General features: G+C 63.9%; 21 protein-coding genes and 1 pseudogene. 13 read left to right on the forward strand and 9 right to left on the reverse strand.

Translation table 11 applies throughout. The annotated features are described in order from the left end of the window. Positions 1-197: 197 nt before the first annotated feature. From ompR to ACNFCJ_RS01665, 3 genes are all read left to right on the forward strand, one after another. Positions 198-935: a two-component system response regulator OmpR gene (gene ompR, locus ACNFCJ_RS01655; RefSeq protein ID WP_106733612.1), complete on the forward strand. Its 738-nt coding sequence runs from the start codon at positions 198-200 to the stop codon at positions 933-935. Positions 936-1011: 76 nt separating this feature from the next. After that, positions 1012-2328, forward strand: a complete 1317-nt coding sequence (locus tag ACNFCJ_RS01660) for an ATP-binding protein (RefSeq protein WP_416769402.1) — start codon at positions 1012-1014, stop codon at positions 2326-2328. A gap of 102 nt (positions 2329-2430) precedes the next feature. Next, positions 2431-6192 (forward strand): EAL domain-containing protein, encoded by a 3762-nt coding sequence (locus ACNFCJ_RS01665; RefSeq protein WP_416769404.1) that lies wholly within the window; start codon positions 2431-2433, stop codon positions 6190-6192. A 6-nt stretch (positions 6193-6198) separates the two neighbouring features. Here the strand turns inward: ACNFCJ_RS01665 and ACNFCJ_RS01670 are convergent, their stop codons facing one another. Genes ACNFCJ_RS01670 through ACNFCJ_RS01680 form a run of 3 tightly spaced genes read right to left on the reverse strand, consistent with a single transcriptional unit; the run spans position 6199 to position 8431 of the window. Continuing rightward, entirely contained in the window at positions 6199-7095 is an 897-nt protein-coding gene (locus tag ACNFCJ_RS01670) for a S66 peptidase family protein (protein ID WP_416769406.1), read from the reverse strand. Next, entirely contained in the window at positions 7092-7997 is a 906-nt protein-coding gene (gene rimK, locus ACNFCJ_RS01675; RefSeq protein WP_179575237.1) for a 30S ribosomal protein S6--L-glutamate ligase, read from the reverse strand. Before rimK ends, ACNFCJ_RS01670 begins: the two co-directional genes overlap by 4 nt. Further along, a complete protein-coding gene (locus tag ACNFCJ_RS01680; protein ID WP_166432384.1) occupies positions 7994-8431 on the reverse strand; it encodes an ATP-dependent zinc protease in 438 nt (145 codons plus the stop codon). The genes rimK and ACNFCJ_RS01680 overlap by 4 nt, the downstream gene beginning before the upstream one ends. A gap of 147 nt (positions 8432-8578) precedes the next feature. Here ACNFCJ_RS01680 and ACNFCJ_RS01685 point away from each other — a divergent pair, with 147 nt between their 5' ends. After that, a complete protein-coding gene (locus tag ACNFCJ_RS01685; RefSeq protein ID WP_017678397.1) occupies positions 8579-9007 on the forward strand; it encodes an RNA-binding S4 domain-containing protein in 429 nt (142 codons plus the stop codon). An 84-nt stretch (positions 9008-9091) separates the two neighbouring features. Here the strand turns inward: ACNFCJ_RS01685 and ACNFCJ_RS01690 are convergent, their stop codons facing one another. After that, complete coding sequence (locus ACNFCJ_RS01690; protein ID WP_106733616.1) at positions 9092-9886, reverse strand: phosphatase PAP2 family protein; 795 nt, start codon at positions 9884-9886, stop codon at positions 9092-9094. 216 nt (positions 9887-10102) lie between these two features. Between ACNFCJ_RS01690 and hslO the strand changes: the two genes are divergently transcribed. The 3 genes from hslO (at position 10103) to ACNFCJ_RS01705 (ending at position 14841) form a co-directional block, all read left to right on the forward strand. Beyond that, on the forward strand, positions 10103-10990 hold the full coding sequence (gene hslO, locus ACNFCJ_RS01695; RefSeq protein ID WP_074855175.1) for an Hsp33 family molecular chaperone HslO: 888 nt from the start codon (positions 10103-10105) through the stop codon (positions 10988-10990). A 157-nt stretch (positions 10991-11147) separates the two neighbouring features. Further along, positions 11148-12689 carry a phosphoenolpyruvate carboxykinase gene (locus tag ACNFCJ_RS01700; RefSeq protein WP_416769409.1) on the forward strand — a complete coding sequence of 514 codons (1542 nt, stop codon included), beginning with the start codon at positions 11148-11150 and terminating at the stop codon, positions 12687-12689. A 229-nt stretch (positions 12690-12918) separates the two neighbouring features. Further along, positions 12919-14841 (forward strand): RecQ family ATP-dependent DNA helicase, encoded by a 1923-nt coding sequence (locus ACNFCJ_RS01705; protein WP_416769411.1) that lies wholly within the window; start codon positions 12919-12921, stop codon positions 14839-14841. Between the two features lie 190 nt (positions 14842-15031). Here ACNFCJ_RS01705 and ACNFCJ_RS01710 read toward each other — a convergent pair whose 3' ends face one another. Genes ACNFCJ_RS01710 through ACNFCJ_RS01725 form a run of 4 tightly spaced genes read right to left on the reverse strand, consistent with a single transcriptional unit; the run spans position 15032 to position 18467 of the window. Continuing rightward, positions 15032-15631: an ABC-type transport auxiliary lipoprotein family protein gene (locus tag ACNFCJ_RS01710; RefSeq protein ID WP_416769413.1), complete on the reverse strand. Its 600-nt coding sequence runs from the start codon at positions 15629-15631 to the stop codon at positions 15032-15034. Then, positions 15628-16545 (reverse strand): MlaD family protein, encoded by a 918-nt coding sequence (locus ACNFCJ_RS01715; RefSeq protein WP_416769414.1) that lies wholly within the window; start codon positions 16543-16545, stop codon positions 15628-15630. The genes ACNFCJ_RS01710 and ACNFCJ_RS01715 overlap by 4 nt, the downstream gene beginning before the upstream one ends. Continuing rightward, the gene (locus ACNFCJ_RS01720) at positions 16546-17331 is read right to left on the reverse strand and encodes an ABC transporter ATP-binding protein (protein WP_181563566.1); all 786 of its coding nucleotides are present in this window, start codon (positions 17329-17331) and stop codon (positions 16546-16548) included. It abuts the gene before it with no gap. Further along, positions 17328-18467 (reverse strand): MlaE family lipid ABC transporter permease subunit, encoded by a 1140-nt coding sequence (locus ACNFCJ_RS01725; RefSeq protein WP_416769417.1) that lies wholly within the window; start codon positions 18465-18467, stop codon positions 17328-17330. The genes ACNFCJ_RS01720 and ACNFCJ_RS01725 overlap by 4 nt, the downstream gene beginning before the upstream one ends. A gap of 420 nt (positions 18468-18887) precedes the next feature. Between ACNFCJ_RS01725 and ACNFCJ_RS01730 the strand changes: the two genes are divergently transcribed. The 6 genes and pseudogenes from ACNFCJ_RS01730 to ACNFCJ_RS01755 all read left to right on the forward strand — a co-directional run bounded on the left by ACNFCJ_RS01730 (position 18888) and on the right by ACNFCJ_RS01755 (position 23218). Next, positions 18888-19055, forward strand: a complete 168-nt coding sequence (locus ACNFCJ_RS01730) for a hypothetical protein (protein WP_416769419.1) — start codon at positions 18888-18890, stop codon at positions 19053-19055. Positions 19056-19290: 235 nt separating this feature from the next. Then, entirely contained in the window at positions 19291-20211 is a 921-nt protein-coding gene (locus tag ACNFCJ_RS01735; RefSeq protein WP_416769421.1) for an aldo/keto reductase, read from the forward strand. Between the two features lies 1 nt (position 20212). Then, positions 20213-20722 (forward strand): annotated as a pseudogene (locus ACNFCJ_RS01740) (MFS transporter); the annotation flags it as partial. Positions 20723-20880: 158 nt separating this feature from the next. Beyond that, positions 20881-21315: an acyl-CoA thioesterase gene (locus ACNFCJ_RS01745; protein ID WP_416769423.1), complete on the forward strand. Its 435-nt coding sequence runs from the start codon at positions 20881-20883 to the stop codon at positions 21313-21315. 44 nt (positions 21316-21359) lie between these two features. Further along, positions 21360-22424: a DUF2157 domain-containing protein gene (locus tag ACNFCJ_RS01750; RefSeq protein WP_416769425.1), complete on the forward strand. Its 1065-nt coding sequence runs from the start codon at positions 21360-21362 to the stop codon at positions 22422-22424. Continuing rightward, complete coding sequence (locus ACNFCJ_RS01755) at positions 22421-23218, forward strand: DUF4824 family protein (protein WP_416769426.1); 798 nt, start codon at positions 22421-22423, stop codon at positions 23216-23218. Before ACNFCJ_RS01750 ends, ACNFCJ_RS01755 begins: the two co-directional genes overlap by 4 nt. A 229-nt stretch (positions 23219-23447) precedes the next feature. Here ACNFCJ_RS01755 and ACNFCJ_RS01760 read toward each other — a convergent pair whose 3' ends face one another. Beyond that, complete coding sequence (locus tag ACNFCJ_RS01760) at positions 23448-23891, reverse strand: hypothetical protein (RefSeq protein ID WP_099522908.1); 444 nt, start codon at positions 23889-23891, stop codon at positions 23448-23450. Positions 23892-23957 lie beyond the last annotated feature (66 nt).

Raw genomic sequence — 23957 nt, forward strand, 5'->3', positions numbered from 1 at the left:
AAACTACCCACTGAAGCGACAGGGCGGCCGCAAAGACGCTGGCCAGGCACGAAAGCGGCGCATTATAAACACCGCATTCGCGAGAGCTGCGAACCGTTGGGGAAAAATCTGCTAACAATGGCTAAAGCGCCCACCCATGCGCCTGAGCGATAATGCCGCCACTTGCCGTCCTCAGTACGGCTGTCCAAGGAGACGCCATGACCCAGTCCGCTGCCCCTGTCGCCGAAGGCGAGAAGATCCTCATCGTCGATGACGACGCCCGCCTGCGCCGCTTGCTCGAGCGCTTCTTCGATGAGCAGGGCTACCGGGTTCGCGCAGTGGAGAACGTCGAGCAGATGGATCGTCTGCTGGCGCGCGAACTGTTCAATCTGGTGGTGCTGGACCTGATGTTGCCGGGCGAAGACGGCCTTTCTGCTTGCCGCCGCTTGCGCGAAGCGGGCAACCAGATGCCGATCATCATGCTCACCGCCAAGGGCGATGAGTCCAGTCGTATCCAGGGCCTGGAACTGGGTGCTGACGACTACCTGGCCAAACCCTTCAACCCGCGTGAGCTGCTGGCGCGGATCAAGGCGGTGCTGCGCCGTCAGGCGCCGGTGGTGCCGGGTGCGCCGGGTAGCGAGGACGAAAGCGTCAGCTTCGGCGAGTACGAATTGTCCCTGGCCACCCGCGAGCTGAAGAAGGGTGAGGAAGTGCATATGCTCACCACCGGCGAGTTCGCTGTGCTCAAAGCGCTGGTGCAGCATGCGCGCGAGCCGCTGACCCGCGACAAGCTGATGAACCTGGCCCGTGGCCGCGAATGGGATGCGCTGGAGCGCTCCATCGACGTGCAGATCAGCCGCCTGCGTCGCCTGATCGAGCCGGACCCGTCCAAGCCGCGCTATATCCAGACTGTCTGGGGTGTGGGTTACGTGTTCGTTCCCGACGGCAACAAGTGACCTGTAGGAGCGAGCGCCGCTCGCGAATCGAAGCCACATTTTCGCGAGCAGCGCTCGCTCCTCCGGTTATGTGTTGATGAAAGCCCCTTACTGGTTCCCGCAAAGCTTTTTCGCCCGCACCCTGTGGCTGGTGCTGGTGGTCGTGCTGTTTTCCAAGGCACTGACCCTGGTGTACCTGATGATGAACGAGGATGTACTGGTCGACCGCCAGTACAGCCACGGTGCAGCGCTGACCTTGCGCGCCTACTGGGCAGCCAACCCCGATGATCGCGACCATATCGCCCAGGCGGCAGGGCTCAAGCGCATCCCGCGGGACAAGGTGCCGGCCAGCGAGCAGCACTGGCCCTACAGCGAGATCTTCCAGCGACAGATGCAAACCGAACTCGGCCCCGATACCGAAACCCACGTGCGAGCCACCACGCCGCCGGCGCTGTGGGTGCACGCGCCGAGCCTTGGCGACGGCTGGGTACGGGTGCCGATGTATCCGCATCCGCTGCGTGGCCAACGCATCTGGAGCGTACTTGGCTGGTTCCTTGGTATCGGCCTGCTGTCCACGGCCGCCGCCTGGATCTTCGTGCGCCAGCTCAATGCGCCGCTCAAGCGCCTGGTTTATGCGGCTCGCCAGCTTGGTCAGGGGCGCAGCGTGCGCTTGCCGGTGGGTAATACGCCAAGCGAGATGACCGAGGTGTACCGTGCCTTCAACCAGATGGCCGAGGACGTCGAACAGGCCGGACGCGAACGCGAACTGATGCTGGCCGGTGTTTCTCATGATCTGCGCACGCCGCTGACTCGCCTGCGGCTGGCCCTGGAATTCATGGATAACGACACCGAGCTGACCGACGACATGGTGCGCGATATCGAGGACATGGACGCCATTCTCGATCAGTTCCTCGCCTTCATCCGCGACGGCCGCGACGAGCCGGTGGAGGAGCTGGACTTCTCCGAACTGGTGCGCGAAACCCTGGCTCCCTATAACCAGAACGGCGAGCGCGTGCGTCTGTGCCTCGAGCCGATCCCGCTTTTCCCGCTGCGCCGCGTTTCGACCAAGCGTCTGCTGACCAATCTGGTGGAGAACGCCCTCAATCACGGCGGTGGTGATGCGGTCGAGGTGGTCGCCAGCCTGGCCGGCGACCACAACGCGCCTTATGTGGTGCTGAGCGTGCTGGACCGTGGCAACGGTATCGATCCGGCCGAGCTGGACAGCATCTTCAACCCCTTCATTCGCGGTGATCGGGCGCGTGGTGGGCGCGGCACCGGCCTGGGTCTGGCCATCGTCAAGCGCATCGCGGCGCTGCATGGCGGCAGCGTCGAGTTGCGCAACCGCTCCGGCGGCGGCCTGGAGGCGCGGGTGCGCCTGCCGCTCGGCCTGCTGCTACCGCGCGACGCGGTGTAGCAGACGACCGACCGTCCTGGCGGCGGTCTGTGTGCTGGCAATATGCTGCCAAGCGCTCTGACGCTGGGCTATGCTGTGCCAGCGCATCAACTCGAGGCCTGCATGCCCGCCGCCTTCCCCGACCGCTTGCCCAGCTGGACCTGGTGGCTGCCGCTGCCGATTTTCCATCTGGCAACCTGGATTTCCCTGGCGACCCGCCTGAATGACGGGGTGGCGTTGTGTTACCTGCCCATGGTGTTCGGCCTTGCCATGTGCCTGTGGTGGGGCCCGCGGGTGCTGCCTGCGTTGTACCTCAATGCTCTGTTCTGCGTGCCGTTATGGGGCCTGCCCTGGCAGTTGGCGCCGCTCTATGCCTTGCCGGAAACCGCCGCCGTCGCGCTTGGCTGGTGGCTGTTGCGACGTCAGCCTTTCGACCCCGCCCTGGGGCGCTTGAGTGATCTGCTCCGATTCCTCGCCTTCGCTGTGTTGATGCCGAGCACGCTGGTGGCGCTCGGCTTGCAGAGCAACCTGTGGCTGACTGGTTTCCAGACCAGCGAGCAGTGGGCGCAGGCCAGTTTGTCGGTCTGGTTGGGCGATACCATCAATATGCTCGCGTTGACGGCGCCCCTGCTGGCGTTCTGTACCCCACTGCTGCGCGCCCGCGGCTGGACCCACGCGCCGGTGGACAATGCCGCGCCAACGCTGAACATCAGTCGCTCGCCAACTGGCTGGTTGTTGGCCACTGGGGTGTTTCTGGTAATGATGCTGCTCAGCACCAGCCTACCGGCTCAGTTCGCTCTGCCGCTGCTTGGTCTGAGCATGCTGGTCCTGGCGCTACGACACGCCTTTGCTGGTGCTCTGTATGGCGTGCTGCTGGTGTACGCCGCGACTCTGCCGCTACCGCTGCTGCGCGACAGCCTGAGTTTCGGCGAGCTGGATCTGCAGCGTAACCAGCTGCACTTCGCGGTGGTGCTGCTGATGGGGGCTACCTTGCTGGTGGGCCGTGTGCTCGGCGACCTGCGTCAGGCGCTGGCGCGCAGCGCGCAGATGCAGCAGCAACTGGCCCGCGCCAACCTGGCGATAGAGGCCAGCCCGCTGGGCGTGACCATCGCCGATGTGCGCCAGGAGGACATGCCATTGGTGTACTGCAATTCCGCATTCAGCCAGATAACCGGCTACAGCGCCGAGGAGGCGTTAGGGCGCAACTGCCGTTTCCTGCTCGGCCAGGACCGCGCCCAGCTGGAGTCGCAACCGTTGCGCCGTGCCTTGCGGGAGGGGCGCAGCGGCCATGCGGTGGTGCGTAACTATCGCAAGGATGGCAGGCCGTTCTGGAACGAAGTGGTGTTGGCGCCAATGCGTGACGATCAGGGCATCAGCCATTTCGTCGGGCTGCAACACGATGTCACCGAGCGCGTCGAACTGGCGGCCAAGGTCGAGCTGCAACGCTCGCAGTTACTGCGTCAGAGCCATCTGTTCAGCCAGACCGAAGACATCGCCAGCCTGGGTGGCTGGGTGCTGGAGATCAGCGACTACGGCATGTTCTGGAGCGATGGCTGCTACCGCATCGTCGACCGTGACATTCATCTTGGGCCGCCGAATCTCGAGCAGGCGCTGCATTACTTCGACACGCCGAGCCAGACGCTGATCATGCAGACCCTGCAGGCAGCCTTGAGCGGGATGGATGATCTGGATATCGAGGTGCGCCTGGCCGCGCGTCTGGGCGGACGCCTGGTGCGTCTGCGCGGCATGGTCGAGCGCGATGAAGACGGCACTCTGGTACGCATCTATGGCGTGGTGCAGGACATCAGTGAACGCAAGCGTGCCGAGTCGCAGCTGCGTGAGCGAGACGAGCGCCTGCGCCTGTTCTTCGAGGCGCCGCTGATCGGCATGGCACTGACCACCCAGAGCTTTGGCTGGGAGGAGGTCAACCAGAAGCTGTGCAGCATCCTCGGCCGCAGTCGTGACGAATTGCTCGCCAGCAGTTGGCGCGAGCTGTCGCACCCGGATGATCTGCCGGTCGAACAGGTCCATGTCGAGCAGGTGCTGCTGGGCAGCAGCGATGGCTTCGAAATGGACAAGCGCTTCCTGCGTGCTGATGGCCTGGTGGTCTTCACGCGTGTCAGCCTGCGCGCCGTACGTGGTAGCGGCCGGCAGACACTGTTCCTGCTGCTGGTCGAGGACATCAGTGCGCGGCGCGAAGCCGAGGCGCGCTATCGAACACTGGTCGAGCATGCGCCCGAGGCGATCCTGCTGTTCAATCCTGAGGGCGGTATCGTCGAATGCAACGAGAACGCCTTGAGCCTGTTCCACTATCGCCGCGATGAGCTACTCGGCAAGTCGATTCAGAGCATCAGCCCGGTGTGTCAGGCCGATGGTCGGCTGTCCTCCCGCGCTGGCAAGGCCTTCCTGCGCCGCGCCATCGCCGGTGAAGCGCCGGTATTTGAATGGAACCATCGCGACAGCGCCGGTCGCCAGTTGCCCTGCGAGGTGCGCCTGGTACGCATGCCGGGGGAGAACCTGCTGATTCGCGCCAGCGTCACCGATATCTCCGAGCGCCAGCGCTATCAGCGCGAGATTGAGCGCCTGGCCTACAGCGACGAACTCACCGGCCTGCCCAATCGCCGGCTGCTGCTCGATCGCCTGCAGCACGCCATGGACCGGGAGAATCGCGAGGGCAGCCTGGGCGCGCTGCTGTTCATCGATCTGGATCATTTCAAGACGGTCAACGACAGCCTGGGCCATCTGGTTGGCGATGCCCTGCTGGTCGAAGTGACCACACGCCTGGCTGGCGAATTGCGTACTGAAGACACCCTGGCGCGCCTCGGTGGTGATGAGTTCGTGGTGCTGCTCGAAGCCCTGGGTCATGAGCCACAAGTGGTTGCCGAGCAAGCTGCGGCAGTGGGAGAGAAATTGCTGCGTGGCCTGCAGGGCAGTTGCCTGATCGACGGTCATGAGCTGGCGATCAGCGCCAGTATCGGCATCGCCCTGCATCCACTGGGCCTGCAGCAGGCCTCGGACATTCTCAAACAGGCCGATACCGCCATGTACCGGGCCAAGCATGCCGGGCGCAACGCCTTGCATTTCTTCGCCCCGGAGATGCAGGTTGCCATCGACCAACGCCTGCAGTTGCAGAGCGAGCTGCGCCAGGCCATCGCGCGCCAGCAACTGCAGTTGGTGTTCCAGCCACAGCTGATGCTGGCTGACAACAGCGTGGCGGGCGCCGAGGTGTTGCTGCGCTGGATGCACCCGGAGCGCGGTGAAATCGGTCCGGATCAGTTCATCCCCCTAGCCGAGGAAACCGGGCTGATCCAGGACATTGGCCAGTGGGTGCTGGAGCGGGCCTGTGCGGCGCTGGCGCGCTGGCAGACGCAATGGCCGCGACTGGTGCTGGCGGTCAATCTCAGCCCGCGTGAGCTGCGTCAGGCGGGCTGCGTGGAGCGAGTCGAGCAGTGCCTGCGCGCTCACGGTATACCGGGGCAGTCGCTGGAGCTGGAAATCACCGAAGGCGTGCTGCTCGAAGACGTCGAGCGCTGCATCGGCAACATGCAGCGGCTCAAGGCGCAGGGCGTACGCTTCGCCATCGACGACTTCGGCACGGGCTACTCGTCGTTGACCTACCTCAAGCGTCTGCCGCTGGATCGGCTGAAGATCGACCGCAGTTTCGTCGCCGATCTGGACGGCGAGGCGAGCGGGCGCATGCTGGTGCAGACCATCCTGATGATCGCGCGCAACCTGGGCCTGGAGTGCGTGGCCGAAGGGATCGAGCACGACAGCCAGCTGGCGCTGCTGCGCGAGCAGAACTGCACATTGGGGCAGGGCTATCTGTTCGGTCGACCGATGGCCGAGGCCGAGTTTCTCGCCTGGATGCAGGCGCGTCAGCGCTGAGGTGGCCTACCAGCTCAGGCTGCTAGCGTTCAGTCGTGCCTTCTTGCCGCAGGGCCAGGGGAAGTTGCTGTCGCCATGCCCGCTGGGCAGATCGCCGTACAGTGGCACGCCCAGCGGCGCCAGGTACTCGCCGATGATCTGCTCCAGGCTGTGCTGCACGCCGCGTCGCGGGCAGTCGGTGAAACTGCCCAGGCACACCGCGCGTGGTCTTTGCCCGGCGAAACTGTGCAGCAACTGCCAGAGGCTGCGCTCGAGGCGGTAGTAGGGCTCACCGACGTCTTCCAGGATCAGGATCGAATCCTCGGCCAGGCGCAGCTCGGCCGCCGTGCCGCAGACGCTGGCCAGGGCCGTGAGATTGCCGCCCTGCAAGGTGCCCTCGACGACATGTTGTGGACCACTGATATGGCGCAGCGGCAACTGCCGATGCTGGCCTTTGAGCAGGCTCCACAGCGCCTGCATCGAAGCCAGGCGCTCACGCTGGCCGCCGGGCGCCGACAGCGCCTGATGGCCGAGCGCAGTAGCCACGGGACCATGAATGGCTGGCAGCCCCCGTTGGGCAAAGGCTTCTAGCAGAATCGACAGATCGGAGAAGCCGATCAGCGGCCGTGGGCTGGCCTGGCGCAGCAGCGCCCAGTCGATATCCGCCACCAATTGTGCGCAGCCGTAGCCGCCACGCAGGCACCAGACGGCGCTGATATCCGCCAGGGTGAAGGCCTGGTGCAGGTCGTCCAGGCGTTGCTCCGGCGTGCCCGCCAGGTAACGATGGCGGGCGCGCACGTGCTGGCCCAGGTGATAGCGCACGCCGAGCACGTCGAGCTGCGCCAGAGTTGCTTCCAGTACGTCTTCGGCAATCGCCGCCGCGGGGGCGATCAGCGCCAGGCGGCCGTCGAACACTGGGCTCATCCGCGCCCTCGGGTGCGGGTCTGGCCGGGCTCTGCGTTCTTTTCCAGGTACTGGATGATCATGCCGGCGACATCCTTGCCGGTGGTGGTTTCGATACCTTCCAGGCCAGGCGAGGAGTTCACCTCCATCACCAGCGGGCCATGGTTGGAGCGCAGGATGTCGACACCGGCGACGTTGAGGCCCATGACCTTGGCCGCGCGCACTGCCGTCATGCGCTCCTCCGGGGTGATCTTGATCAGGCTGGCGCTGCCGCCGCGGTGCAGGTTGGAGCGGAACTCGCCAGCCTTGGCCTGGCGCTTCATCGCGGCAATCACCTTGTCACCGACCACGAAGCAGCGAATGTCGGCTCCGCCGGCCTCCTGGATGTATTCCTGGACCATGATGTCCTGCTTGAGGCCGAGGAAGGCCTCGATCACTGATTCGGCCGCCTTGTGCGTTTCGGCCAGTACCACGCCCATGCCCTGGGTGCCTTCCAGCACCTTAATCACCAGCGGTGCACCGCCAACCATCTGGATCAGGTCGGGAATGTCGTCTGGGGAGTGGGCGAAGCCGGTCACCGGCAGGCCGATGCCCTTGCGCGACAGCAGTTGCAGGGCGCGCAGCTTGTCGCGCGAACGGCTGATGGCTACCGACTCGTTGAGCGGGTAGACGCCCATCATCTCGAACTGGCGCAGCACCGCGCAGCCATAGAAGGTCACCGAAGCGCCGATACGCGGGATCACTGCGTCGAAGCCGTCCATGGCCTGGCCGCGATAGTGGATCTGCGGTTTGTGGCTGGCGATGTTCATGTAGGCGCGCAGGGTATCGATCACCACCATTTCATGGCCCCGCTGCTGGCCGGCCTCCACCAGACGGCGGGTGGAATACAGGCGCGGGTTGCGCGACAGCACGGCGATCTTCATTGGGCACCTGGAAGGGCAGAGGAAAGTGAGGGTTTGTCCTGCACATAGCTGAGTGCCGGATTGACCACCAGTTGGCCGGTGATCAGCGCCTTGGAGCCAAGTAGTACGCGATAACGCATGGTCTTGCGACAGGCCAGGGTGAATTCCACCGGCCACAGCAGATCACCGAGGGCCAGGTGGGTGCGGATTACATAGCGACTCTGTGCCTGGCCGTTGGAGCTCTTGATACGTTTGACCGACACCAGCGGCGCCTCGCAACGGTGGCGGCGTTGCACCTGGGTACCGAGGTAGGCAGTGAAGCGTACCCAGTCCTCGCCGTCACGCTGGAACGGCTGGATATCGCTGGCATGCAGGCTCGAGGTGCTGGCGCCGGTGTCGATCTTGGCACGCAGGCCGATGATGCCGAGCTCAGGCAGATTGATCCACTCACGCAGGCCGATCACGCTGAGCTGGTCGAAAGTCTTCAAGGTGAGAGTGTCCCCTGCGGCCGACAACGCCTATGATTCCGCGCATTCTAGTTGTGTCGTGTGACAACTGCATCTGCCGCGCGTGCGAATAGCTGAACCCTTACAGAGAGTGAGATGAGCGAAAAAGACGACGACAAGATCCGCCTGGACAAATGGCTGTGGGCGGCACGCTTCTTCAAGACGCGCGCCCTGTGCAAGGCGGCTATAGAAGGTGGCAAGGTCCATCATCGTGGCGAGCGCTGCAAGCCGGGCAAGGAGCCGAAGATCGGTGATGAGTACGTGCTGCGCACCGGCTTCGATGAACGCACCGTGGTCGTGCTGGCACTATCCAGCGTCCGTCGTGGCGCGCCCGAGGCACAGCTGCTATACCGCGAGACGGAAGAAAGTATCGCTCGCCGCGAGCAGGCTGCGGCGATGCGCAAGGCTGGCGCCGTGGGCATGCAGACCGATGGTCGGCCGAGCAAGAAGCAGCGTCGGCAGATCCATCAGTTCAACGAACAGCAGGAAGGTGGCCTGCGCCACCCCTGGGCGGATGAGGATTAGGCGCAAGCCTGTGGGAGCGAGCTCTGCTCGCGAATGCGAACGACGGTAAAGCTTCGCGAGCAGAGCTCGCTCCCACTTTCTCGTTCAACGTCCGCTGACGATGCTCATGCGGCCCAGCAGTGGCAGTTTGGCCAGGCGTGAGGTGATCGGCAGGGTGACCTTCTCCAGCCATTCGCTGGCGTGATAACCCAGCGGGGTGTAGCAGCTCCAGGCCAGGGCCAGCAGGCTGAGGAATACGCCGCCGACGAAGGCATCTGCCCCCCAGTGAGCACCGGCCACCAGGCGCGGCAGGATGCCGATCACGGTAATGGCCCAGACCAGCAGCAGACGCCAGCCGCGGGCAAAGAAGCTCATGAAATAAGCCCAGATCAGCAGCACCGAGGCGTGGTCACCGGGGAAGCTGCGGCTGGCGCTGTCCTTCAGGTCCCAGCGTTCTTCCCAGGCCGGGAACATCTCGGTCAGGCGCGCGCTGCCTTCTACTACCAGAGAGGGGCTGGCGTGCTGCCAGCCCATGTATTCGACCAGGTCGGCGAACAGCACGCGCATCAGCAGCATCACGATCAGGGCGACCAGAAAAGCGAACAGCGCCCGGCGTACCTGCGGCCCAGTAAATACCAGATCGGCCTTGAGCATTACCGCCAGCATCACTACGCCGACACCAGCATCGACCGGGCGCATGCTGCCGATGGCCCAGATATGGGCCCACAGGCCGCCGGCATGGACCGGGTCGTTGAGCAGTTTGAACAGCCACACATCGAAGACATTCCAAAGCTCGCGGGTAGGCTGCCACAGCCAACTGACGAGCAGCACGACGGCCACGACATGGCAGACCAGCATGGCGCGTGGTTGCCAGTGACGATTGATGAACGTGCTCGACATGGGAAATCCCTTTGCAGATTTATGACAGGCCTGACCTCGGGCGCGCGGATGATAGGCAGTGCTGGCGCCTAAACAAGGGCGGCAGCACAGTCGTTCAGCCAAGGTTCAGCGGCTGATTCCTGCTGTGTGAACACGCTCACATGACGTTCGGGCCTTGGTTGTGCTGGCGTTTGTGCATAAAATCGCCAGCCCTTTTCAGACCTCGGGCCAGCCGCTATGAACGACTTCAGTCAACGCTTTCTCTTCGACGACACCGACGTGCGAGGCGAAATGGTCGCGTTGCGCGAAAGTTACGCTCATGTGCTGGCCAAGCACGCCTACCCGCAGCCAGTGGCGCAACTGCTCGGCGAGATGATGGCCGCCGCCGCCTTGCTGGTCGGCACCCTCAAGTTCGACGGCCTGCTGGTACTGCAGGCGCGTTCCGACGGCCCGCTGTCGCTGCTGATGGTCGAATGCTCCAGCGCTCGTGAGCTGCGCGGCATTGCCCGCTATGACGCCGAGCAGATCGGCGCCGATGCCGACCTGCAGAGTCTGATGCCCAATGGCGTGTTGGCCATTACCATCGACCCGACCCGGGGCCAGCGTTACCAGGGCATCGTCGATCTGGATGGCGTCGACCTGGCCGAGTGCCTTTCCAACTACTTCGCCAGCTCCGAACAGCTGCCGACCCGCTTCTGGCTCAAGGCCGACGGCCAGCGCGCGCGCGGCCTGCTGCTGCAGCAACTGCCGCCGCACCATCAGACCGAAGCGGAAGAACGCGCCGAGAGCTGGAACCACGTACTGACCCTGGCCGACACCCTGACTGCCGAAGAGCTGCTCGGCCTGGACAACCCGACCCTGCTGCATCGCCTCTACCATGAAGAGAACGTGCGCCTGTTCGACGAGCAGCCGCTGCAATTCCGCTGCAGCTGCTCGCGTGAGCGGTCGGCCAGTGCCCTGGTCAGCCTCGGCCAGGCCGATGCCGAACTGCTGCTGGCCGAGCAGGGTGGCAGCGTGGTGATCGATTGTCAGTTCTGCAACGAGCGCTACGCCTTCGACGCCGCCGACATTGCCCAGCTGTTCGCCGGTGCCGGTAGCGAGGCGCCGTCGCAGACGCGGCATTGATGAGCTTTTCTAAACGATAGCCGTTCTCTATCAGATCGGAGGCTGCCAAGCAGTTCGCTTTTCTGGCATACTCCCGCGACTTTTTTACCGTGTAGTGCAGTTGCCCCTGTACTACACAACGTTCGGAAGACTCGGCCAGCGGCCGACGGGGACCCTCATGACGCAAGCCAACAACGCCGTGTACACCGACATCAGCGCCGCGCAACTGGTCGAAGAAGCCATTCGCCGTGGTGAAGGGGAACTGGCCGCCAACGGCGCGCTGGTCGTACGTACTGGTCATCGCACTGGCCGCTCGCCGGCTGATCGTTTCATCGTTCAGGAGCCGAGCACCGAGGCGCAGATTGCCTGGGGCGCCATCAACCGTCCGTTCCCGGCCGACAAGTTCGATGCCCTGTGGGATCGCGTCGCCGCGTTCAACGCCGCTCAGGAGCACTTCGTCTCCCACGTTCACGTCGGTTCCGCCGAAGAGCACTACCTGCCGGTGAAGATGACCACCGCGACCGCCTGGCAGAACCTGTTCGGCCGTCAGCTGTTCATCAACCCGACTACTTATAACCAGGCTGGCAAGGCCGAGTGGCAGATCCTCAACGTCGCCAACTTCGAGTGCGTGCCTGAGCGTGACGGCACCAATTCCGATGGCTGCGTGATCATCAACTTCGCCGCCAAGAAAGTCCTGATCGCCGGCATGCGTTACGCCGGTGAAATGAAGAAAGCCATGTTCTCCGTGCAGAACTTCCTGCTGCCGGAAAAAGACGTGCTGCCTATGCACTGCGCTGCCAACATCGGTGAAGAGGGCGACGTGACCCTGTTCTTCGGCCTGTCCGGCACCGGCAAGACCACTCTGTCCGCCGACGAGTCGCGTTACCTGATCGGTGACGACGAGCACGGCTGGGGCGAGGGCGTGGTGTTCAACATCGAAGGCGGCTGCTACGCCAAGTGCATCGACCTGTCCGAGAAGAACGAGCCGGTGATCTGGAAAGCCATCCAGTTCGGCACCGTGCTGGAAAACGTCGTGCTCGACGACAGCCGTACCCCGGATTACGCCGACGACAGCCTGACCCAGAACAGCCGCGCGGCCTACCCGCTGGAGTACGTCGAGAAGCGCAGCGAGAAGAACCTGGGCGGCGAGCCGAATGCCGTTATCTTCCTGACCTGCGACCTGACTGGCGTGCTGCCGCCGGTGTCGATCCTCAACAACGAGCAGGCGGCCTACCACTTCCTATCCGGCTACACCGCGCTGGTCGGTTCCACCGAAATGGGTTCGGGCGGCGGCATCAAGTCGACCTTCTCCACCTGCTTCGGCGCACCGTTCTTCCCGCGTCCGGCTGGCGTCTACGCCGAGCTGCTGATCAAGCGCATCAATGCCTTCGGCTCCAAGGTCTACCTGGTCAACACCGGCTGGACTGGCGGTGGCTACGGCGTCGGCAAACGCTTCAACATCCCCACCACCCGTGGTGTGATCGCGGCCATCCAGAGCGGCGCGCTGATCGGTGCCGAGACCGAGCACCTGCCGATCATCAACCTGGATGTGCCGAAGTCGGTGCCGGGCGTCGAGACCAACCTGCTCAACCCGCGCAATACCTGGGCTGACAAGAACGCCTACGACGAAGCCGCCAAAGGCCTGGCCAAGTTGTTCATCGACAACTTCACCAAGTTCGATGTCAGCGACGCCATCAAGAACGCCGGTCCGCAGCTGTAAGCGCCGGGCAGAGCAAAAGAAACCGCCTTCGGGCGGTTTCTTTTTTGGGGCCAGAGGTTAGAGCCGCCGTCGTAGGGCGGGTGAAACCCGCCGTGGTCAGAAGTGGCGGGTTTCACCCGCCCTACAATCTTCGCTAGGCTTGTAGCTCTTCAACGGAGAGCCTTGGGCCGGCTGTAACCCGCCATGGTCTTACGCTCTGACCTTCAAGCGGTCAATGGAGTGACAGCGCATGTCTACCCTCAAACGCGTCTTCGGTTTCGACAAGCTGCGTCCCGGCCAGGAAACGGTGATCAGCGCCGTGCTCGCCGGTCGCTCAGCGGCGGCGATCTTCCCCACCGGCTCGGGCAAATCGCTGTGCTACCAGCTGCCGGCCCTGCACCTGCCGCACCTGACCCTGGTGATCTCGCCGCTGCTGGCGCTGATGCAGGATCAGCTGGCCTTCCTGCATGCCCATGGTATCGCCGCGGCCAGCATCGATTCGGCGCAGAGCCGCGAGCAGGCCGCGGAGGTGATGAATCGCGCGCGCAGCGGCGAGCTGAAGATCCTGATGATCTCGGTGGAGCGGCTGAAGAACGAGCGTTTTCGCAATTTTATCGCTCAGGTGCCGATCTCCCTGCTGGTCGTAGACGAGGCGCACTGCATCTCCGAGTGGGGCCACAACTTCCGCCCGGACTACCTCAAGCTGCCCGACTACCAGCGCCAGTTCGGCATCAAGCAGGTGCTGCTGCTGACCGCCACGGCGACGCCCAAGGTGATCGCCGATATGCGCGAGAAGTTCGCCATTGCCGAGGCGGACGTGGTCACCACCGGTTTCTACCGGCCCAACCTCAATCTGCTGGTCGAGCCCGTGCCCGGAGGTGCCAAGCAGCAGCGTCTGCAGCAATGGCTGGCGCCGCGACGTGGCCAGGCGAGCATCGTCTACGTCACCCAGCAGAAGACCGCCGAGCAGGTCGCCGAGCATCTGGCGCGCGATGGCCTGGCGGTCAGCGCTTATCACGCGGGTATGGCCCATGACGTACGTGAGTCGATCCAGCGCCGTTTCATGGCTGGCGAGCTGGAGTGCATCGTCGCCACCATCGCCTTCGGCATGGGCATCGACAAGCGTGATATACGCAACGTGGTGCACTTCGATCTGCCCAAGTCGGTGGAGAACTACAGCCAGGAAATCGGCCGCGCCGGGCGTGACGCCCAGGCCTCGGACTGCCTGGTGCTGGCCAGCCGCGATGGCCTCAGCGTGTTGGAGAATTTCGTTTTTGGCGATACGCCCGAGCTCAGCGGCATCCGCGCGGTGCTCGATGATCTGCGCGCGGTCGGCACGGGTGGGCAGTGGGAGCTGATGCTCGGGCAGCTGTCGGAGCTGAGCAATATTCGCGCGTTGCCACTCAAGACCCTGCTGGTGCAGCTGGAACTGCGCGGCATCATCGCCCCGCGTTATGCCTACTTCGCGGAGTACCGCTTCAAGCTGCTGCTGGAAGATGACGTGCTGCTGGCCAAGTTCGAGGGCGAGCGCCGCCAGTTCGTCGAGGCGATTCTTGCCAGCTCACGGCGCGCGCGAACCTGGAGCACCCTGGATTTCGACGTGCTGTATCGCGACCACGGCGCCGAACGTGCGCGGGTGGTCAAGGCGCTGGATTACTTTCAGGAAAGGGGCTGGCTGGAGCTGGAGAGCAAGCAGATGACCGAGGTCTACGCCGTGCTCGATGGCGACTTCGATGTGGCAGCCCTGGCCAGCGATCTGCACGCGCACTTCCACGCCCACGAGGCCAGCGAGATCGCGCGTATCCAGGCGATGCTCGGTCTGTTCGAGAGCCGCGAATGCCTGAGCCGGCGCCTCGCTTTGTACTTTGGTGACGAACAGGCGCCCGAGCATTGTGGGCACTGTTCGGTGTGTCGGGGTCAGGTCGCGACCTTGCCGCAGCCTCCGGAACTACCGCCCTTGAGCGGACGTGATGCCGAGGCGCTGTGCGCCGCCTTCATCGAGAAGCATCAGCAGTACGCCGGCTACAGGCCGAGCCACGAATGTCTGACGCGCTTTCTCTGTGGCGTGACCACGCCGCTATTGACCAAGCTCAAGGCACGTCAGCTGGCCGGTTTCGCCGCGCTGGAGGATTACCCCTACGCCGAGGTGCGTGAGTGGTTGACGGGGCTGTAGGAGCGAGTTCTGCTCGCGAATATTGCTGCGGCAAAGGGCTTCGCGAGCAGAGCTCACTCCTACAAAGGTAAATCCCATAGCCCGGATGCAATCCGGGGAATACGGGTCGCTATGCCCCGGATTGCATCCTGGCTACCTGGCGAGCTTGTGTGCACCATCGGTGCTTGGGATTCGGTGCGCGCGGCGCACCCTACGGGTTAGCGCGTTGCCCTTCGGCCAGCGTCCAGTCCACCAGCTCGTGGGACAGCAGATCGCCAGCCTGGCCGAAGGCTTTCACTACTGCAGCAATCGACGTATCAGTCGCCGGCTGACTAACGCTGAAGCGGCGGCTGGCGAGGATGCGCTGATCGCGCCCGTCGACCAGACGCACGTCGAGCTGGATCAGTGCCTCGGCAATGCCATCGCGATACTGGCTGTGGAAGCTGCGCAGGTCGCTGACCAGTTCCCGATCGGCTTGCAGGCGCTGCTCCTCGTTGCTCAGGGCCTGAATTCGGCCGTCATCCTGAAAGGCGTCGAGCAGGCGGCCACGCAACAGTTGTGGCGTGCGCTCGCTCCAGCGTACGCCCTGGTAGGTGTTGACTCGCCCTGGCTCGGGCAGCACGACGATGCGCGTACCGTCGAGCAGCTGGTTGCTGACCGGGCTGTTCACCCGCAGCGACCAGTCGACGCCTTGCGTCTGTTTCGGCAGTTGCGCAGCTGGCAGTAGGTAGATATCCAGCGGTTCGCTTTGCGGCAGGATCGAACAGGCGCCGAGCAGGGCGGTCGCCAGCAACAGGGTGAGACGCTTCATGGTTGGAACTCCTTGATGCTGTCGCTGCGCAGCAGGTAACCGCTGGGGTCCTGTTCCAGGCGACGGGAGAAGCCGCGCAGGGCGCCGAGGGTTTCGCGCAGTTCGCTGATCGTCGGACCGAGATCGCCCAGGCCCTGCATGCCGCTGTCCAGCGCGCCGCGATTTTCCTGCAACAACTGTTCGATGGTCTGGCTGCTGCGCTCCAGCGATACCATCAGGCGCTCGGCGCTTTCCAGCACCTGGCTGCCCTGGCTGTCGAGCAGTTGATTGGCGTTCTTCATCAGCGCGGCGGCTTCGCGGGTGGCGGCGCTGGTCTGGCGCAGCGCTTCACTCAATTCGTCACGCTGGCCAGCGATGCCGGCGGTGGCCTGTTCGAGGTTCTCCAGGGTACGCGCCACGCGTTCTGCGTTCTCCCGCGAGAGCAGATTGTTGGCGCGGTTGAGCAGGCGCGTGACGCTGCTCACCAGATCCTCGCCATTGGCCATCAGCCGCGACAGCGGCGAGCGGTCGGCGACGATGATTCCCGGCTGACCATCCTTGCCCTTGAGCGGCGGGCTTTCCGGGCTGCCGCTATACAGCTGGATCACCGCCAGGCCGGTGATGCCGGTGATCGACAGGCGGGCGCGGGTGTCTTCCTTGATCGGTGTGTTGCCGACGATGCGGATGCGCGCGCGCACCGTGCGCGGGTCGTTCGGGTCGAGGCCGAGGCTGATCACGTCGCCGACCTTGATACCGCTGTACTGCACCGCGCTGCCCTGCGAGAGGCCGCTGACCGCCTCGTTGAAGATCACCTCGTAATCGGTGAAGGCGCGATCGGCACCGGCCTTGTTCAGCCACAGGCCGAACAGCAGTGCGGCGCCAACCGTGAGCACAGTGAACAGGCCAATCAGTACATGATGGGCTCTGGGTTCCATTCATCGACTCCCTGCCGCTGCGGCGGCCTGTGCAGCCGCGCGTCCACGCGGGCCGTGAAAATAGTCCTGAATCCAGGCATCGTCGGTGGCGGCCACCACATCCAGGCGGTCGGCCACCAGCACCTTCTTTTGCGCCAGCACCGCGACCCGGTCGCAGATGCTGTAGAGCGTGTCCAGGTCGTGAGTGACCAGAAATACACTCAGACCCAGGCTGTCACTGAGGGTGCGGATCAATTGGTCGAAGGCCGCCGCGCCAATCGGGTCGAGGCCGGCGGTGGGCTCGTCGAGAAACAGGATCTCCGGGTCGAGCGCCAGGGCGCGGGCCAGGGCGGCGCGTTTGACCATGCCGCCGGACAGCGAGGCGGGATACTTGCCTGCGGCATCCTGCGGCAAGCCGGCCAGGGCGATCTTGACTCGCGCCAGGCGCTCGGCGGCGGCGCGCGACAAGCCGGCATGCTCGATCAGCGGCAGGGCGATGTTCTCGCTGACCGTCAGCGAGGAGAACAGCGCGCCACGCTGATAGAGCACGCCGAAGCGCCGCTCCAGCTGCGAGCGGCGCTCGGCCGACAGGCTCAGCAACTCTTCACCGAACACCCGCACCGTGCCGGCGTTGGGCTGGCGCAAGCCGACGATGCTGCGCAGCAGCACCGACTTGCCGGTGCCCGAGCCGCCGACCACGCCGAGTATCTCGCCGCGATAGAGGTCGAAATCCAGATGCTCGTGCACCACCTGGCTGCCGAAACGGTTGCTCAGGCCGCGTACCTCGATGATCTTGTCCCGGCTCACCAGCCCATCTCCATCAGGAACAGCGCGGCCAGGGCGTCGAGCAGGATGACCACGAAGATCGACTGCACCACTGCCGAGGTGGTGTGTTCGCCCACCGACTGCGCGCTGCCGCTGACCTTGAAGCCTTCCAGGCAGCCGATCAGGGCGATCAGGAAGGCGAAGATCGGCGCCTTGAGCAAGCCGACCAGAAAGTGCCGCAGCAGGTCGCTGTCCTGCAGGATCGACAGATACATCGTCAGCGGAATGTCCAGCGACACGGCGCAGACCAAACCGCCGCCGACTATGCCGCTGAGCATGGCGATGAAGGTCAGGATCGGCAGCGCGATGAGCATGGCGAACACCCGTGGCAGCACCAGCAGTTCGACCGGGCTCAGGCCAAGGGTGCGGATGGCGTCGATTTCCTCGTTGGCCTTCATCGAGCCGATCTGCGCGGTGAAGGCGCTGGCGGTGCGGCCGGCCATGAGGATGGCGGTGAGCAGCACGCCGAACTCGCGCAGGAAGGAGAAGGCCACCAGATTCACCGTGTAGATGGTGGCGCCGAAGTCGGCGAGGATGGTGGCGCCGAGAAAGGCCACCACGGCGCCGACCAGGAAGGTCAGCAACGCGACGATGGGCACGGCGTTGAGCCCGCACTGTTCCAGGTGTGCGGCCAGCGAGGTGAGGCGCCAGCGCATCGGCCGAATCAGGATCGCCAACATGCTGGCCAGGGTCAGGCCCATGAAACCGAGCAGTGCACGGCCCTGATGCCACATGCCTTCGACCACTTCGCCGATGTGGCCGAGTACTTCTCGCAGTACCGAAGGTTCAGGCGCGGTTGGTGTCTGGGCGCTGTCAGCCATGGCGTCGGCCACCGTCAGCAGCAGGGCGCGGCGTCGCTCGTCGAGTTCGGTCTGCTGGATCAGCTGGCGCAGGCGCTCACTGCCGAACAGCTCCACCAGCAGGGCCGCGCCGGCGGTGTCCAGCGCGGCCAGATCACCAAGGTCGACGCTCTCCTCGCCGCGCAGGCGTTCGCGCAGGGCCAGCACCTGGGGTTCGAGCCGGCCGTAGTGAGCCAATGTCCAGTCGCCACCCAGCCGCAGGCCGCTGGCGGCGTCCGTGCTGCTGGTCTGCTGCGAGGTCAGGTAGGGAGTGGTCATCGCCACAGCTTAGCGCTGCTCGGGTGCCTGAGGCCAGTCGTGGCGATCACTCGAGGTTCTGCGCCTCTTCCCGAACGACCCCGCAGGCCATTGCTGATGGCCCGTATCGCGCAGGCTTTGCATCTGCAGCCAACGCAGGGCAAGCGCATGCCATGGAATCTGCTCCAGCATTACCTGCCCGATCTGGCACTGCTGCACTAGGGCAAACTGGAAGACGATTAGCTGATGTTTTCCACCCGTCTGAAAGAGCCGCAAGCGGAGTCAGCGCAGCCCTGATGTGACGGGGGTATAGCGAGTGCCCTACAAGAAATTACATAATCGCGCCGCTTTCTTTCCTGGCATTGCGCCACTACCATTTTGCGATATGTGTCACGGATGAGCCACTGGGTGCAGTGTCACCCATTACATGAGGAGTCGGCCATGAAGGAGCAGCGCCACCTGCCCGCACTGCGTGCGCATATCGAGCAGCTATTGAGCAAAGGCTGGGTGATCGCCAATCGCAGCCCTCTGACCCTGCAGAACGGTCATCGCTGCTTTCTCGTCTCCCACGGCATGCTGATCAGCGACTCTTCTTCGCGCGCAGCCTGATAACTGTTTCCCGACCGCTGTGCCGTTATCCCGTCTGGCGCAGCGGCGTTTTTGGTTATCGGATATTGCGTCCGTAGCCTGCTGCATTTCCTCTCTTGCGCCCGTCACTGCCGGCCTCCGGTGTATTCCCTTGCTGTCTTTCTCGGTCGATAGCGAATCGGTAGCGGATGTAACGCCTTGGTCTCAGCGCGGTCAGTGCCTATAACCAACCGGTCACTGTTAGAAGAGCCACGTCATGCCTACTCGTCGCCGAGTCCTGCAAGGTACCGCCAGCCTGGCAGCGTTAGCTGTCCTGATGCCCTGGTTACCGTCCTCCGTCTTCGCTGCCGAAACACTGCTGAGCCGGGCGATTCCCAGCAGCGGTGAACTGCTGCCAGTGATCGGTCTGGGTACCTCACGCACCCACGATGTGGCGATGAGCGACGAGGCGCTACAGCCCTTGCGGGAGGTGTTGCAGGCGCTGGTCAACGGTGGCGCCAGCCTGGTGGATACCGCGCCCAGCTACGGGCGGGCCGAAGCGGTGTGCGGCGCTCTGGCCGCAGAAGGCGACATGCGCAAAAAACTGTTCCTGGCCAGCAAGGTGTCCTCTACCGGGCGTTCTGCTGGCGAGCGGCAGGTCGAAGCCAGTTTCGCCGCGCTCAAGACCGACACCATCGACCTGATGCAGGTGCACAACCTGCAGGACACCAGCACTCAGCTTGGCCTGTTGCGCGAGCTGAAAGAACAGGGCCGGGTACGTTACATCGGCGTGACTCACTATCTGGATTCCGCCCACGAGCGCCTGCTCGAGGTGCTGCGCAAGGAACCGGTGGATTTCGTCCAGTTCAACTACTCCATCGGCGAGCGCAACGCCGAGCGCGAGCTGTTGCCCTACTGCGCCGACAAGGGCATCGCAGTGCTGATCAACCGGCCTTTTCAACGCTCAGCACTGTTTGATCGGGTCAAGGGCAAGAGCCTACCGGACTGGGCTGCGGTGGAGCTTGATGCCACGTCCTGGGCACAGCTGATGCTCAAGTACATCCTCGCCAACCCGGCGGTAACGGCGGTGATCCCGGCCACCTCCAACCCACGCTATATGGCTGACAACATCCTTGCCGGTCAGGGCCGCCTGCCTGACGCGGCGCAGCGCCAACGCATCATCGAGCTGTTCGCCTGAGATGCAGGCGCTTACCCGGCGCCTGGCGCGTGCGATCAATGCCGAAGGTAAGGAGCTGGCTGCAGTGCTGGCCGGTTTTGCCTTGTTCTTCTGTCTGTTCGCCGGCTATTTCATGTTGCGGCCGATCCGTGAGGCGATGGGCATCACCGGTGGTGTGAACAATCTGCAGTGGCTGTTCACCGCGACCTTCATCGTCATGCTGCTGGCGGTGCCGCTGTTCGCCTGGCTCAACTCGAAAGTCCCGCGTATACATTTCATTGACTGGGTATACGGCTTCTTCTGCCTCAACCTGCTGGCCTTCGTCCTGCTGTTTCACCTCGACCACTACAGCGTATGGCTGGCGCGGGTGTTCTACGTGTGGATCTCGGTCTACAACCTGTTCGTCGTCTCGGTGGCCTGGAGCCTGATGGCCGACGTGTTCGATGGCGCCCAGGCGCGGAGGCTGTTCGCCTTCATTGCCGCGGGTGCCAGTGTCGGTGGACTCTGTGCCGCGCTATGGGGTGTGCTCGGTTGGCACCTGGGTGGCCGCGCTGATCGCCAAGCCGAGCGCTAGGATGTCACGAGGTATCCAGGTCGTGCGCGCTGTCCATTCTTCCAGCTTCATGGCGTACCCTACCTGCGGTTGTACCCTGGGCACACGCGCGCATCGCACAGTTCAAAGGACCCTCGATGAACCAACCCCAACACCTGCGTGGCGATTACCGTCACTTCCAGCCGATCACCACACGCTGGCACGACAACGACATCTACGGCCACGTGAATAACGTGACCTACTACAGCTACTTCGACAGTGCGGTGAATACCTACCTGATCACCGAGGGTGGTCTGGATATCCATGACGGCGAAGTGGTCGGCTTCGTGGTCAGTTCAAGTTGCGACTACTTCGCCTCCATCGCCTTCCCCGACGCCATCGAGGTCGGCCTGCGCGTGGGCAAGCTGGGCAACAGTTCGGTGCAGTACGAGCTGGCGATTTTCAAGGTCGGCGAGGATCAGGCCTGTGCCGCTGGGCGCTTCGTGCATGTGTTCGTCGACCGGACGAGCAATCGTCCCGTAGCGATCCCTGAGACCTTGCGTGCTGCGCTGGAGCGCTTGCTCACGAGCTAGTCCGGCCTGCTAGGCTGTGGGCAGTCATTTGCCAGGGAGTGCCCATGTCCGATCTCGAGCGTGAGCAGGCGCAACAGCGCGCCGCTAGCATCGCCGCCTTCCGCGAGGAGCTGGCGGAGTTGCGCCAGGAGCAGGTGTTGCAACTGAGCGAGGCACAGGAACAAGCCGTCAACGACCATCATCGCCAATTGCTGGCGCACTTTCGCCAGTCGCTGGATATCGACGCCGATGCTCGCGCGTGCCAGTTGTCGCTGGGGATGCGTCTGGCCTCGCTGTTCGGCGCGCTGGCGTTGGCGGCCGGATTGTTCTTTCTGTTCTACCAGTTCTGGGGGCTGTTCGATGCCTTCGCGCAGGTCGGCATTCTGGTGGGCAGTGCCCTGGGCAGCCTGCTGCTGTGCTTCTGGCTGCAGGCTCACGACACTTCGGGTTATTACGCGAAGCTGGCCGCGGTGCTGGCGTTCGTCTGCTTCGTGCTGAACCTGTCGATGCTCGGGCAGATCTTCAATATCACCCCGTCGGACAGGGCCCTGCTGCCTTGGGGTGCGTTGGCACTGCTGCTTGCCTACCAGTGCCAGCAGCGCCTTTTGCTGGTAGTGGGGTTGCTCTGCTTAGGTCTGTTTATCGCGGCTCGCCTGGGTGATTGGGCGGGCTGGCACTGGTGGTCGCTGGGTGAACGGCCGGAGCTGTTCATGCCGCTGGCGGCGCTGTTGCTCGTGCCGCAAGTGCTTGAGCAGCGGCGTTATCCGGGCCTTGCCGCCTGCTACCGAGTAGTGGGGCTGCTCTACTTGCTCGGTCCGGTGCTGGTGCTGTCCTATTGGGGCGGCGGCAGCTATCTCGACTGGTCGACGGGCTGGATCGAGGCGTTCTACCAGGCGCTCGGTTTCGTCCTCGCCGGGTTGACGATATGGCTCGGCATTCGCCGCGGCTGGGGCGAGGTGTTCAACACCGGCCTGGTCTTCGCGTTGATCATGCTCTTCGTCAAGCTGTTCGACTGGTGGTGGCAGTTGCTGCCGCGCTACCTGTTCTTCCTCCTGCTCGGGTTGATCGCCGTGCTACTGCTGGTGGTGTTGCAACGCTGGCGGCGCAACGCGTCGGGAGGTGCACGATGAAGCGGGCAACATGGCTTGGCCTTGGTGTGGTGTTGCTGAGCAATGCCGTCGCCCTGGGCGGCGTCTGGTACAACCGCAGTGGCGAGCCCGAGGCGCAACTGCTGCTCAGCGAGCGCGAGCTGCAGCGCGTTTACGGTGGCTGGTTGCGCGATGAGGACGATGGCGTACTGCGTCTGCAACTGAGCTGGCAGCGCCCTGGTGATGGTTGGCAGTTGCCCTGGCTGGACGAGGCCAAGCTGCGCGAGCTGGGGTTCTCCGCTACCGATGAACAAGCCTTGAACAGACAGCCTGCACGCAAAGTCTGGCTGGTGCTGGAGCTGGATGGACCGTTGTACCGAGGTCAGGTCGACGAGGCGCGGCAGGCTCTGAGCGGGGCCGAAGCTGAATTGCACGCCAAGCCAGAGAGCGAGGTGTTACAGCAGGAGCGTGATGATCGCCAGCGTCGCCTGGAATTCGTCGAGCAGCAGGCCAGCCGTTTGATGCTGGTGGATGCGGGCGTGGATGCGCAGGTGCTGCGCCAGCGTTGGCCGGATCGGCAGCGTCAGGTGTTACTGGCCGGGCGTATCGAGCCCTATCGCCACGCTGCAGAGGCCGGTTATGGCGCCACCATTCGCCTGGAGAATGACCGCCTGAGTGTGCCTTACGCCTATCGTGAATTAGCGCGTGGCTGGGAGCGCAGCTACGAACAAACAGGGTTCAAGGCGCAGGTCGAAGTGGCCTTCGGTCGTCGCCATGAACCCTGGGTGATGGGATTTGTTGGCGTTTCGCCGCGACCGCGCCGGAGCCAGTTTTAGCGCGGAGCTAGGCACGAGACGCGAAGTTTGGTTGCCCAAATGAGCCGTCGAGTAACGACGCTCCACGCTAAAACTGGCCCGGCCCTTCGGGTTGCGCAGGAAATGACTCCCGCTGTTGTTGCAGGACTTGGCAAGGGAATGACCATTATCTGCGTCCTGCGCCTAACCGGGAGCCATTTCTCGCGGCAACGCGGCTTGCGTCGAAATGCCAACAGACCCCAGGCATCCGTCAGTGACGGCGCCAGTGTTTGTGGTGCTTCTTGTGTTTTTTGCCATGGTGTTTGTGATGCTTGCCGCGACGATCATCGTCGTAGCTGGCGTTGCCCATGTAGTTGCCCAGCGCGCCACCAGCGCCGCCGCCGACTGCTGCACCGACCACGCCACCGGTGTTACCACCGACCTGCTGGCCGACGACGTTACCGCCCGCTGCGCCCAGGGCGCCGCCAATCGCGGCTTCGGTACGACTGCGGCGATCCGCGCCGACCATGCTGCCGGCAGCGCCACCGAGACCGGCACCGACCGCGGCGCCAGTGTTGCCACCGACCTGCTGACCAACCATCGCACCCACTGCGCCACCTAGTGCGCCGCCCAGGCCGGCCTCGGTATTGCCGGCAAAGGCAAAACCGCCGCTAGTCAGGCCAAGGGAAAGAAAGAAGAGTTGCAGAGACTTCATGGACACCTCGATAACAGAAACCGCCAGATGGCGAGCGTTATGCCATTGACCAGCGATTTCTGTACG

This window comes from Pseudomonas sp. NY15364, assembly GCF_048068235.1.
GTDB lineage: Bacteria > Pseudomonadota > Gammaproteobacteria > Pseudomonadales > Pseudomonadaceae > Aquipseudomonas > Aquipseudomonas mendocina_D.

Bases quoted from the DNA above. Each gene is read 5' to 3' on its own strand.
- ompR (WP_106733612.1), top strand. From the start codon at position 198: ATGACCCAGTCCGCTGCCCCTGTCGCCGAAGGCGAGAAGATCCTCATC.
- ACNFCJ_RS01660 (WP_416769402.1), top strand. From the start codon at position 1,012: ATGAAAGCCCCTTACTGGTTCCCGCAAAGCTTTTTCGCCCGCACCCTG.
- ACNFCJ_RS01665 (WP_416769404.1), top strand. From the start codon at position 2,431: ATGCCCGCCGCCTTCCCCGACCGCTTGCCCAGCTGGACCTGGTGGCTG.
- ACNFCJ_RS01670 (WP_416769406.1), bottom strand. From the start codon at position 7,095: ATGAGCCCAGTGTTCGACGGCCGCCTGGCGCTGATCGCCCCCGCGGCG.
- rimK (WP_179575237.1), bottom strand. From the start codon at position 7,997: ATGAAGATCGCCGTGCTGTCGCGCAACCCGCGCCTGTATTCCACCCGC.
- ACNFCJ_RS01685 (WP_017678397.1), top strand. From the start codon at position 8,579: ATGAGCGAAAAAGACGACGACAAGATCCGCCTGGACAAATGGCTGTGG.
- ACNFCJ_RS01690 (WP_106733616.1), bottom strand. From the start codon at position 9,886: ATGTCGAGCACGTTCATCAATCGTCACTGGCAACCACGCGCCATGCTG.
- hslO (WP_074855175.1), top strand. From the start codon at position 10,103: ATGAACGACTTCAGTCAACGCTTTCTCTTCGACGACACCGACGTGCGA.
- ACNFCJ_RS01700 (WP_416769409.1), top strand. From the start codon at position 11,148: ATGACGCAAGCCAACAACGCCGTGTACACCGACATCAGCGCCGCGCAA.
- ACNFCJ_RS01705 (WP_416769411.1), top strand. From the start codon at position 12,919: ATGTCTACCCTCAAACGCGTCTTCGGTTTCGACAAGCTGCGTCCCGGC.
- ACNFCJ_RS01710 (WP_416769413.1), bottom strand. From the start codon at position 15,631: ATGAAGCGTCTCACCCTGTTGCTGGCGACCGCCCTGCTCGGCGCCTGT.
- ACNFCJ_RS01715 (WP_416769414.1), bottom strand. From the start codon at position 16,545: ATGGAACCCAGAGCCCATCATGTACTGATTGGCCTGTTCACTGTGCTC.
- ACNFCJ_RS01725 (WP_416769417.1), bottom strand. From the start codon at position 18,467: ATGACCACTCCCTACCTGACCTCGCAGCAGACCAGCAGCACGGACGCC.
- ACNFCJ_RS01730 (WP_416769419.1), top strand. From the start codon at position 18,888: ATGAAGGAGCAGCGCCACCTGCCCGCACTGCGTGCGCATATCGAGCAG.
- ACNFCJ_RS01735 (WP_416769421.1), top strand. From the start codon at position 19,291: ATGCCTACTCGTCGCCGAGTCCTGCAAGGTACCGCCAGCCTGGCAGCG.
- ACNFCJ_RS01745 (WP_416769423.1), top strand. From the start codon at position 20,881: ATGAACCAACCCCAACACCTGCGTGGCGATTACCGTCACTTCCAGCCG.
- ACNFCJ_RS01750 (WP_416769425.1), top strand. From the start codon at position 21,360: ATGTCCGATCTCGAGCGTGAGCAGGCGCAACAGCGCGCCGCTAGCATC.
- ACNFCJ_RS01755 (WP_416769426.1), top strand. From the start codon at position 22,421: ATGAAGCGGGCAACATGGCTTGGCCTTGGTGTGGTGTTGCTGAGCAAT.
- ACNFCJ_RS01760 (WP_099522908.1), bottom strand. From the start codon at position 23,891: ATGAAGTCTCTGCAACTCTTCTTTCTTTCCCTTGGCCTGACTAGCGGC.